The 10,720-nt window shown below is 52.6% G+C and carries 10 protein-coding genes; 5 read left to right on the top strand and 5 right to left on the bottom strand.

What is annotated here, in order from left to right; all coding sequences use genetic code 11:
• The 5 genes from ACOI7D_RS26035 to ACOI7D_RS26015 form a co-directional block, all read right to left on the bottom strand.
• The coding region (locus tag ACOI7D_RS26035) for a DMT family transporter (RefSeq protein ID WP_420667993.1) at positions 1-753 on the bottom strand (753 nt) is incomplete at its 3' end.
• Entirely contained in the window at positions 750-1,568 is an 819-nt protein-coding gene (locus ACOI7D_RS26030; RefSeq protein ID WP_004206594.1) for an amino acid ABC transporter ATP-binding protein, read from the bottom strand. The genes ACOI7D_RS26030 and ACOI7D_RS26035, both read right to left, overlap by 4 nt.
• Positions 1,569-1,572: 4 nt before the next feature.
• The gene (locus tag ACOI7D_RS26025) at positions 1,573-2,235 is read right to left on the bottom strand and encodes an amino acid ABC transporter permease (RefSeq protein ID WP_004206593.1); all 663 of its coding nucleotides are present in this window, start codon (positions 2,233-2,235) and stop codon (positions 1,573-1,575) included.
• On the bottom strand, positions 2,232-2,903 hold the full coding sequence (locus tag ACOI7D_RS26020; protein WP_023307495.1) for an amino acid ABC transporter permease: 672 nt from the start codon (positions 2,901-2,903) through the stop codon (positions 2,232-2,234). Before ACOI7D_RS26020 ends, ACOI7D_RS26025 begins: the two co-directional genes overlap by 4 nt.
• 23 nt (positions 2,904-2,926) lie before the next feature.
• Positions 2,927-3,775, bottom strand: coding sequence for a transporter substrate-binding domain-containing protein (locus ACOI7D_RS26015; RefSeq protein ID WP_004206591.1), 849 nt, complete (start codon positions 3,773-3,775; stop codon positions 2,927-2,929).
• 155 nt (positions 3,776-3,930) lie between these two features.
• Between ACOI7D_RS26015 and ACOI7D_RS26010 the strand changes: the two genes are divergently transcribed.
• From ACOI7D_RS26010 to fecA, 5 genes are all read left to right on the top strand, one after another.
• Positions 3,931-4,884, top strand: a complete 954-nt coding sequence (locus tag ACOI7D_RS26010; RefSeq protein ID WP_004206590.1) for a LysR substrate-binding domain-containing protein — start codon at positions 3,931-3,933, stop codon at positions 4,882-4,884.
• Between the two features lie 86 nt (positions 4,885-4,970).
• Positions 4,971-6,188, top strand: coding sequence for an aminopeptidase P family protein (locus tag ACOI7D_RS26005; protein WP_004206589.1), 1,218 nt, complete (start codon positions 4,971-4,973; stop codon positions 6,186-6,188).
• Between the two features lie 633 nt (positions 6,189-6,821).
• On the top strand, positions 6,822-7,343 hold the full coding sequence (gene fecI, locus ACOI7D_RS26000) for an RNA polymerase sigma factor FecI (RefSeq protein WP_004206587.1): 522 nt from the start codon (positions 6,822-6,824) through the stop codon (positions 7,341-7,343).
• Complete coding sequence (gene fecR / locus ACOI7D_RS25995) at positions 7,340-8,293, top strand: ferric citrate uptake sigma factor regulator FecR (protein WP_004206586.1); 954 nt, start codon at positions 7,340-7,342, stop codon at positions 8,291-8,293. The genes fecI and fecR overlap by 4 nt, the downstream gene beginning before the upstream one ends.
• An 86-nt stretch (positions 8,294-8,379) precedes the next feature.
• Positions 8,380-10,704, top strand: a complete 2,325-nt coding sequence (gene fecA / locus ACOI7D_RS25990; RefSeq protein WP_004206585.1) for a TonB-dependent Fe(3+) dicitrate receptor FecA — start codon at positions 8,380-8,382, stop codon at positions 10,702-10,704.
• Positions 10,705-10,720: the final 16 nt, after the last annotated feature.

Raw genomic sequence — 10,720 nt, 5'->3', positions numbered from 1 at the left:
GGAACAGAGATTCCACGCCAGATATCCCAGCCATGAGGAGACCACGGCTAACATCATGTTCGTTATCCAAAAGAGCGTTTGAGTGTGTTCCGGTAACGACAAGTCAACTGCAGAAAACCTGAATATACTGGCGACGAGCCACAGCAGTACCGAAATACATCCCGTACACAGGCCTATCAGGAGCGACCACTGGTTGCTGTTGTAAGGGAGGTTTTTCAGACAGCGGGAGTTCTCGACAGCGTAACGGCTCCAGCACAGTAATGCAGCGAAGGCACAAAGCATCCCCAGCATCTGCCGTTTTCCTTCTGTAACTTGGTGCGAGGATGTTTGTAGCGCATGCAGATTAATCAGCACCACTCCGGCAATGATAGCCGCCATCGGCAGCAATAATTGCCTGAAGGGCGGCGCATGCTGGTCCCTGCGACCAAGCACCGGAACCATCACCGGAATTAAACCTATCACTAACGATGTCGCGGCAATACCGACCTGCTTTACGGCCACCGCGACGAGCAGAAAATAGAGGACATTGCTCATCAGCGAAAGACGGATCAGCGTCAGCAGATCGCGATGATGCCAGACGCGGGCAATGTTGCGCCATTGAGGTATAAGTAATATTGCCGCCAGTATTCCGTAGGTAGCAAAGCGACCGCAGGTTAACAGCAGTGGTGAGATCTCGGGTAGCAGTACCGGTGGCAGGAAGATGAATCCCCAGCATGCGCCAGCCAGGGCGCCAAATATAATCCCCAGCTTCATGCTGACTCCTGAAATGCCGTTTCAGGTAATCTCGTCCCCGACTGACGCTCACTCCACGACGACAAAAAATACTGCAGCCGCGGGCTTTTCGGCCGATGGAACAGTTGCGCCGGCGGTCCCTGCTCTTCAATGCAGCCATCGGCAAGAAACAGCACACGATCGGAGACTTTTGCGGCAAACCCCATCTCATGGGTCACAATCATCATGGTCATACCATCATCGGCAAGATTTCGGATGACCTTTAGCACCTCCCCGACCAGCTCCGGATCAAGCGCTGAAGTCGGTTCATCGAACAACATAATGGCGGGTTTCATGGTCAATGCCCGGGCGATGGCAACGCGCTGCTGCTGACCACCGGATAGCATCGCGGGCCAGCTATCGGCTTTGTCTGCCAGACCAACCCGCGCCAGCTGCTTTTTCGCTTCGGCGTAGGCTGCTTCACGGGAGACCTTTTTAACCCGTCGCAACGGCGTGGCTACGTTATCGAGTACCGTCATATGCGGCCACAGATTAAACTGCTGAAAGACCATACAGACGTCGCGTAATGCCTTACGGTTTTCCTTGTCGCTTAAACGCCGGCGTTTTTCGCCGCTGAGTGGTTCATAGCCGACGCACTCGCCATTCACCACAATGCTGCCGGAGCTGTAATCCTCCAAAAAGTTAATGCAGCGTAACAGCGTGGATTTACCCGACCCTGAGCCGCCAATCACGCAAATGACTTCTCCGGGAGTAATGCTGACATTGATGCCACGTAAAACATGGTTTTCGCCATAATATTTATTGAGGCTGTTAATCTCAATAGCATAATCACGCATACTATTAACCTCGGCTTAATTGAGAATAAGAATAATGACGCTCTATTTTATTACCCAAACGGGAGATACCGATCGCGATTCCCCAATAGACAATGGCCATTAAGGAGTAGATTTCAACCATCGCATAGGTCTGGTTGGCAATGGCCATGGCGGTATTGGTGAGTTCACCAACCGTAATAATCGACAGCACCGACGACTCTTTTACCAGAATAACGCTCTGACCAATCAGTGGCTGGATAATTCTCGCGAACATTTGCGGCCAGACAATGAAAGTAAATATTTGCCACGGACTTAAACCAAGGTCTGCCGCCGCTTCGCTTTGTCCGCCAGAGACAGCATTGCGACCTGCACGGAATATTTCCGAAAAATAAGCGGAACCATAACAGCCCAGGCACAGTACTCCGACCTGTTGGGCCTCGAGGTTAATACCAATATAGGGCCCACCATAAAAGACTAAAAATAGCTGTACCAGTAACGGCGTGCCGCGAAAAACATTAATCCATGTATGGTATATCACATTAAGTAGCGCTGGTTTTTGTCTTTCGAGGAGAAAAAAACACAGACCGATCGCCAGCCCCAGCAGGATACCGCCGAGGCTCATTTTTAGGGTCATTAAAATACCGGCGGCGATGGCATCTTTATAGGTAAAAAGTATCTCAACATTCATTTTGCTAATACCCTTTTAGCCGAAGATGAGCGGTTTTTCTCTAACCTGACGCCAGCGATACTCAGCCCCCATGAGGTCAGGAAATAAAGGAGCCCACATGCCGTATAAAACTCCAGCGGCCGATAGGTGGTTGAGGCCAACGTTTGCGTCACTCTCATCAACTCATGGACCGCCACCACCGAGACCAGTGCCGAATTTTTGATAATATCAATGGTTTCATTAATCAATGCCGGCATCATGGTACGCAACACCTGCGGCATCTGAATATAAAACAGGGTTTGCGCCGCTGAAAAGCCAAAATCTCGTGCTGCCTCCAGCTGGCCTTTGGGTAACATGTTAAAACCGGCCCGAAGAATCTCCCCTTGAAAGGCCGCGGTATTTAATGAGAGGGCAACAACCGCCGCCAGCAATGGCGAAAGCGTGATCCCCACGGCCGGCAAAGCATAAAATATTAATATCAACTGGACCAGTAACGGCGTGCCACGGTAAAAACTGACATAGGTTTTGCAAAAACAGCGCACGAGACGCTGCGGAGAATTTAACCCCAGACAAATTAACCAACCGAGGATCAATCCTGTGAAAATTGCGCTCAGTGATACAGCCAGAGTACTGAGCACGCCGATTAATAGCTGAGGGAAATAGGGAAACACCACCGAAATATCAAACATATTGCCCTCCAGTATCCATCAAATTAGTTTGCCGGGGTTGGAACTTGCTCTGGAACGGCCATAGAAAAACCCAGCCATTTGGTTTGTAGCTGCGCCAGTTTTCCCGATTTATTCAACTGCACAATGCCGTCGCTGACAAATTTGACCAGTGAGGCGCTATCCGCATCTTTTCTTCCGGCCCATGCATACCAGGTGGCCGGGCCAAACGGCGGGCGTACAATTTCAAACGTATCACCACGTGTCTTCACCAACGGCGCGAGGTTCGGCAGCGATTGCACAACCGCGTCAACACGATGTGCCGCCAATGCCGCGTAAGCTTCGTTATAATCAATAAAGGCTTTTATTTCTTTAACGCCGTGACCGGTGGTGGGTTTAAGTACCGATGCTTCATACTCTTTTAGCACAGCAATCTGCGGCGCCCCGGCCTGACTGGCGACAATCATGCCCTGGAGATCTTTGGCGCTGTTAATACGGCTATCCCCTTTGCGTTTCAGAATGGCTACGCTGGCGTCAGAAAAGGGAGCGGTAAAGGCGAATTTAGCTTCTCGATCGCGGGTGATGGTTAAAGAGGTTGCCACAAAGTCGAATCGTTTGCTTTCCAGTCCGGGTAAAATCCCCTGAAATGGAATATCCAGCTGAACCACTTTCACCCCGGGTAATCCCTTCATGACTTCCGTGAGAATATCTTTTCCCAGACCGACTATTTTGCCATCTTCAAGCATTTCAAAAGGGGCATAGCGCGCTTCTGTGGCAATCACTATTTCTTTTTTTTGCTTAATATCATCCAGCAAATCAGCCTGGGCAGTGGGTATCATTAATGGTGAAAGTTGTATGACAGACATTGACAGTAACAGCCACAGTTTATTTTTCATGAGATTTCTCCGCGAATTTGAATGACGCTGATAATATTTATTCATTCTCTTAGCGGCGACAAACGGTGGTTTCTAACTGATAACTATTAGCACGGCTAATGGTGCCTTTGGCATGAATAGTGCTTATTGCAGGTTATTTAGCAACAGAGAAACCGATGATGCAACCTAAACCAGGTTTGCCGTCCCTGGACGGTTTGCGCTACTTTGATGCCGCGGCGCGTAATCTTAGTTTTACCCGTGCCGCGCAGGAACTTTTTCTTACTCAGAGTGCGGTAAGCCAGAAAATTCAATTACTTGAACAACATCTTGGCTATCTTGTCTTTCACCGGACTCCCGCAGGGTTACGCTTAACCCCGCAGGGTGAACAGCTGTTTATCGGGGTGCGTCAGGCATTTTCCATCCTTGAAACCACGCTGCACCAAACCGGTGAAGAAACTCTTGAGGGCACCATAAAGATTCGGGTTATGCCGTCCTTTGCAACCAAATGGCTGCTTCCCCGATTACATCAGTTTTATGAGCACTACCCTGTCAGTCTGGAAATTGATGCCGATATGACACCCGCCAATTTTAAATCTGACGCAGTCGATATCGCCATTACTCCTTTTTGGGTTGACGATAAAAATTTAATTCAACGACACCTGTTCAATGATGTGATCTATCCTGTGATCAGCCCGGATTTGATGAAAAACCGACCTCTGAAAAATTACAGCGATCTCTGCGGTTTACGCTTACTACATGATTCCATGCCGCAAAATGCCTATAGCACCCACTGGCGATCTTATTTTGCCCGCCTCGGGCTCTATGACCTGGATGTTGAGGCTGGAACCGGCTTTTCCCGTGCCGACCTCGTGCTCCAGGCCGCCTGCGCCGGACAAGGGATCGCCTTAAGTCGTCACTCTTTGTGTGCAACGGAGGTTCGCAATGGCGCACTGATACGCCCTTTTACAGATATCGTCGAAGACGGACAGGTGTGGTTAACCTGTCCGCGTAATAATGAGAAACGGCCACGCGTTCAGGCGTTGATCAACTGGCTGACGGAGGAAACCGCGCGTCATATTGCAGAACGCAAGCAAATCCTCAGTGAATATACACTGCATAAGGCCAGCTAATGACGACAAATTAATAATCTCCGTTTGTCGCAAGATATCGTTTTCCAGATGATGACAACACGCCATTATCAACAACGGAGTTTATCATGAGCATGCCAGATATTATTGAATTAGCTAATGGACAAAAAGTAAAAGGAACGTTCAGCACCCATGAAATGCAGCGCCGACTGTCAGGATTACGCGCCATCATGGAGGCAGATAGTATTGATGCAGTTATTTTAACCTCGGTTCATAATATTAATTATTACGGCGATTTTTTATATTGTAGCTTTGGACGCCAGTATGCCCTGGTGGTGACGCCGAGCCAGTCATTTTTAATTACCACCAATATCGATGGCGGCCAGGGATGGCGTCGTAGCTACGGTGCAAATATCGTTTACACGGACTGGCAGCGTGATAACTATTACCGGGCAGTGCGCAAAGTGGTTCCTGATGATAGCCGGCGGATTGCCCTTGAAGGCGACCATGTGACGATCGAACAGCGTGCTAAATTTTGTCATTACTTAACCCAGACAGAGTTTGTTGATATTGCCCCGGCGACGATGCGTATGCGCATGATTAAGTCTGCCGAAGAGATCGCGCTTATTAAATTTGGTGCCCAGGTCGCCGACCTCGGGGGTGCGGCATGTATCGAGGCGATTGCCGAAAATGTTCCCGAGTATGAAATCGCACTGGCGGCCACGTCAGCGATGACCCGGGAAATCGCGAAACGCCTGCCGCATGTTGAATTGCGTGATACCTGGACGTGGTTTCAGTCTGGCTTGAATACTGATGGAGCACACCATCCGGTGACATCCCGTCGTCTCAAGGCAGGCGATATTTTATCGCTGAACTGTTTTCCAATGATTGCCGGCTACTATACCGCGCTGGAACGAACACTGTTCTTCGGTCAGCCCAGCGATGAGCAACTACGTTGCTGGGAGATCAACTGCGAAGTGCACCGCCGTGGGCAGGAGTTAATCCGTCCAGGCACACGTTGTTGCGACATTGCCGCCTCGCTTAATGAAATTTATCGCGAGCATGGTCTTCTGCAGTACCGGACCTTTGGTTATGGTCATTCATTCGGCGTACTGAGTCACTATTATGGTCGTGAAGCCGGTTTAGAATTGCGCGAGGATATTGAGACCGTTTTGGCACCAGGAATGGTTGTCTCGATGGAGCCGATGATCATGCTGCCGGAGAGCATGCCGGGGCACGGTGGTTACCGCGAACACGATATCCTGGTCGTAACCGAAATGGCAGCAGAGAACATAACTCATTTCCCCTATGGTCCTGAGCATAATATTATTGCAGCTAATATATAAGCATGCCGAATGACTCCTGTGCTGCGCCTTGATAAGAAAATAATGAGCAGCAGATGGCATCGCACCGTCTCTGTTCGGCTGCATCCGGCTGGCAGACCGTGCCGGAGCATCACGCCCCGCTCTGGCAGCAGGTCAGTCAGGTGGAACCCGAAATCTGATTTATTCAACAAAGCCGCACCAAATCATCACTCGAAGATATTCAGGCATGGTACATCCGCGGCAAGCCCCTAATTTGTACTGAGGGGCAAAGTGAAAAAAGTTACTTTTTGTTGAAACGACAGTTAGCAATAACCCCCGCTTGCGGGGGCCATACCCACCAGGAGCAAACGCAGAAAGCCCGAGATACTTCTGCTGTACCGGGGGCTGGCGACATTTCAGGCAACACTCATAGTTGACATCCTCCCCGCCCTAAAGGGCGGGGAGGATGTCAATAATAGCAGACCACATCATGATGTCATTCTGACCGACAGATGCCAGAAGCATAGGATCCATCCCATTTTATACCTACCTTATAACACTTAGAAAAACAACATTTTAAAAATGTTTATTGGAAACAATTTTATTTCCAATTGTAATGATAACCATTCTCATATTAATATGGCTACGTGATAATTAACTTTTGATGCACTCCGCATGTCTGACCGTGCCACTACCACAGCTTCCTTAACGTTCGAGTCGCTTTATGGCACCCATCACGGCTGGTTGAAAAGTTGGCTGACGCGCAAACTCCAGTCTGCCTTTGATGCAGATGACATTGCCCAGGACACTTTTTTGCGGGTAATGAGCAGCGAAACGCTCTCGGCGATCCGCGATCCTCGCTCTTTCCTGTGCACTATCGCCAAACGCGTGATGGTGGACCTGTTTCGCCGAAACGCGCTGGAAAAAGCGTATCTGGAGATGCTGGCGCTTATGCCGGAGGGGGTAGCGCCTTCACCTGAGGAACGCGAAAGCCAGCTCGAGACCCTACAACTCGTCGACAGCATGCTGGACGGGCTAAACGGAAAAACACGTGAAGCGTTTCTGCTTTCGCAACTGGATGGCCTGACATACAGCGAGATTGCGCACAAACTCGGTGTTTCCGTCAGCTCCGTGAAAAAATACGTGGCGAAAGCCGTCGAGCACTGCCTGCTGTTTCGTCTGGAGCATGGGTTATGAATCCTTCGTTAACCGATTCCCGCCGTCAGGCGCTGCGTTCAGCTTCCCACTGGTATGCCGTGCTAAGCGGCGAGCGCGTCAGCCCACAACAGGAAGCGCGCTGGCAACAGTGGTATGAACAGGATCAGGATAACCAGTGGGCCTGGCAGCAGGTTGAAAACCTGCGCAACCAGCTTGGCGGTGTGCCTGGCGACGTTGCCAGCCGGGCGCTGCACGATACCCGCCTCACCCGCCGTCACGTGATGAAAGGATTACTGCTGTTGCTCGGCGCTGGCGGAGGCTGGCAACTCTGGCAGTCGGAAACCGGCGAAGGTCTGCGGGCAGATTACCGCACCACCAAAGGCGCAGTCAGCCGTCAGCAACTGGAAGATGGCTCCCTGCTCACGCTGAATACCCAAAGCGCGGCGGATGTGCGTTTTGATGCGCATCAGCGCACCGTCCGGCTCTGGTACGGTGAAATCGCCATTACTACCGCGAAAGATGCGCAGCAACGCCCCTTCCGCGTCCTGACCCGTCAGGGCCAACTCACCGCTTTAGGGACAGAATTTACCGTCCGCCAGCAGGATAATTTCACGCAGCTTGACGTGCAGCAGCACGCCGTGGAAGTACTTCTCGCCAGTGCCCCCGCGCAAAAACGCATCGTGAACGCTGGTGAAAGCCTGCAGTTCAGCGCCTCTGAGTTTGGCGCAGTGAAACCGCTGGATGACGAGAGTACAAGCTGGACGAAGGGCATCCTGAGCTTCAGCGATAAACCGCTGGGTGAGGTGATAGCCACGCTAAGCCGTTACCGCAACGGCGTGCTGCGCTGCGATCCCGCCGTTGCCGGGCTGCGCCTGAGCGGGACGTTCCCGCTGAAAAATACCGATGCGATCCTGAACGTTATCGCTCAAACGCTTCCCGTTAAAATTCAGTCTATTACGCGGTACTGGATAAACATTTCACCGCTGTAAGAAAAATAATTCTCATTTCGATTGTCCTTTTTACCCTTCTCGTTCGACTCATAGCTGAACACAACAAAAATGATGATGGAGAAGGTATGACGCCGTTACGCGTTTTTCGTAAAACAACACCTTTGGTTAACGCCATTCGCCTGAGCCTGCTGCCGCTGGCCGGTCTCTCGTTTTCCGCTTTTGCTGCACAGGTTGATATCGCACCGGGATCGCTCGACAAAGCGCTCAATCAGTATGCCGCACACAGCGGAATTACCCTCTCGGTTGACGCCAGCCTGACGCGCGGCAAGCAGAGCAACGGCCTGCACGGAGATTACGACGTCGAGAGCGGCCTGCAACAGCTGCTGGACGGCAGCGGACTGCAGGTAAAACCGCTGGGAAATAACAGCTGGACGCTGGAGACCGCGCCCGCGCCAAAAGAAGATGCCCTGACCGTGGTCGGCGACTGGCTGGGCGATGCGCGTGAAAACGACGTATTTGAACATGCTGGCGCGCGTGACGTGATCCGCCGTGAGGATTTCGCCAAAACCGGCGCAACCACCATGCGTGAGGTGCTTAACCGCATCCCTGGCGTCAGCGCGCCGGAAAACAACGGCACCGGCAGCCACGACCTGGCGATGAACTTTGGCATCCGGGGCCTGAACCCACGCCTCGCCAGCCGCTCGACCGTCCTGATGGACGGCATCCCCGTCCCCTTTGCCCCTTACGGTCAGCCGCAGCTTTCACTGGCTCCCGTTTCGCTCGGCAACATGGATGCCATTGACGTGGTGCGCGGTGGTGGTGCGGTGCGTTACGGACCGCAGAGCGTGGGCGGCGTGGTGAACTTTGTTACCCGCGCCATTCCGCAGGACTTTGGTATCGAGGCGGGGGTGGAAGGTCAGCTCAGCCCAACCTCTTCACAAAACAACCCGAAAGAGACGCACAACCTGATGGTGGGCGGCACAGCGGACAACGGTTTTGGCACCGCGCTGCTCTACTCCGGCACGCGCGGCAGTGACTGGCGCGAGCACAGCGCCACCCGCATCGACGACCTGATGCTGAAAAGCAAATATGCGCCGAATAAGGTGCACACCTTCAACAGCCTGCTGCAATATTACGATGGTGCAGCCGACATGCCCGGCGGCCTGTCCCGCGCGGATTACGACGCCGATCGCTGGCAATCCACCCGCCCGTATGACCGCTTCTGGGGCCGTCGCAAGCTGGCGAGCCTGGGCTACCAGTTCCAGCCGGACAGCCAGCATAAATTCAACATTCTGGGGTTCTACACCCAAACCCTGCGCAGCGGCTACCTGGAGCAAGGCAAACGCATCACCCTCTCGCCGCGTAACTACTGGGTGCGCGGTATTGAGCCACGCTACAGCCAGAGCTTTATGATCGGCCCTTACGCGCACGAAGTGGGCGTGGGCTATCGCTATGTGAATGAATCAACGCATGAAATGCGTTACTACACCGCCACCAGCAGCGGGCAGTTGCCGTCCGGCTCAAGCCCTTACGACCGCGACACGCGTTCCGGCACCGAGGCGCACGCCTGGTATCTGGATGACAAAATCGACATCGGCAACTGGACCATCACGCCGGGTATGCGTTTCGAACATATCGAGTCATACCAGAACAACGCCATCAAAGGCACGCACGAAGAGGTGAGCTATAACGCACCGCTTCCGGCGTTGAACGTGCTCTATCACCTGACTGATAGCTGGAATCTTTATGCAAACACTGAAGGCTCGTTCGGCACCGTACAGTACAGCCAGATTGGCAAGGCTGTGCAAAGCGGCAATGTGGAACCGGAAAAAGCGCGAACCTGGGAACTCGGTACCCGCTACGACGACGGCGCGCTGACGGCGGAAATGGGGCTGTTCCTAATTAACTTTAACAATCAGTACGACTCCAACCAGACCAACGACACCGTCACTGCACGTGGCAAAACGCGCCATACCGGGCTGGAAACGCAGGCACGTTACGACCTGGGTACGCTAACGCCAACGCTTGATAACGTTTCCGTCTACGCCAGCTATGCGTATGTGAACGCGGAAATCCGCGAGAAAGGCGACACCTATGGCAATCAGGTGCCATTCTCCCCGAAACATAAAGGCACGCTGGGCGTGGACTACAAGCCGGGCAACTGGACGTTCAATCTGAACAGCGATTTCCAGTCCAGCCAGTTTGCGGATAACGCCAATACGGTGAAAGAGAGCGCCGACGGAAGTACCGGCCGCATTCCCGGCTTCATGCTCTGGGGCGCACGCGTGGCGTATGACTTTGGCCCGCAGATGGCAGATCTGAACCTGGCGTTCGGTGTGAAAAACATCTTCGACCAGGACTACTTCATCCGCTCTTATGACGACAACAACAAAGGCATCTACGCAGGCCAGCCGCGCACGCTGTATATGCAGGGGTCGTTGAAGTTCTGATGTGTTAACGCCCGGC

The sequence above is a fragment of the Klebsiella sp. C360 genome (genome assembly GCF_048822415.1).
Classification (GTDB): domain Bacteria; phylum Pseudomonadota; class Gammaproteobacteria; order Enterobacterales; family Enterobacteriaceae; genus Klebsiella; species Klebsiella quasipneumoniae.
The sequence above is the reverse complement of the archived record's forward strand: the minus strand, read 5'-3'. Positions and strand labels throughout refer to the sequence as shown.

Coding starts and splice junctions, on each gene's coding strand:
- ACOI7D_RS26030 (WP_004206594.1), bottom strand. CDS start 1,568: ATGCGTGATTATGCTATTGAGATTAACAGCCTCAATAAATATTATGGC.
- ACOI7D_RS26015 (WP_004206591.1), bottom strand. CDS start 3,775: ATGAAAAATAAACTGTGGCTGTTACTGTCAATGTCTGTCATACAACTT.
- fecR (WP_004206586.1), top strand. CDS start 7,340: ATGAATCCTTCGTTAACCGATTCCCGCCGTCAGGCGCTGCGTTCAGCT.
- ACOI7D_RS26020 (WP_023307495.1), bottom strand. CDS start 2,903: ATGTTTGATATTTCGGTGGTGTTTCCCTATTTCCCTCAGCTATTAATC.
- fecI (WP_004206587.1), top strand. CDS start 6,822: ATGTCTGACCGTGCCACTACCACAGCTTCCTTAACGTTCGAGTCGCTT.
- ACOI7D_RS26010 (WP_004206590.1), top strand. CDS start 3,931: ATGATGCAACCTAAACCAGGTTTGCCGTCCCTGGACGGTTTGCGCTAC.
- ACOI7D_RS26005 (WP_004206589.1), top strand. CDS start 4,971: ATGAGCATGCCAGATATTATTGAATTAGCTAATGGACAAAAAGTAAAA.
- ACOI7D_RS26025 (WP_004206593.1), bottom strand. CDS start 2,235: ATGAATGTTGAGATACTTTTTACCTATAAAGATGCCATCGCCGCCGGT.
- fecA (WP_004206585.1), top strand. CDS start 8,380: ATGACGCCGTTACGCGTTTTTCGTAAAACAACACCTTTGGTTAACGCC.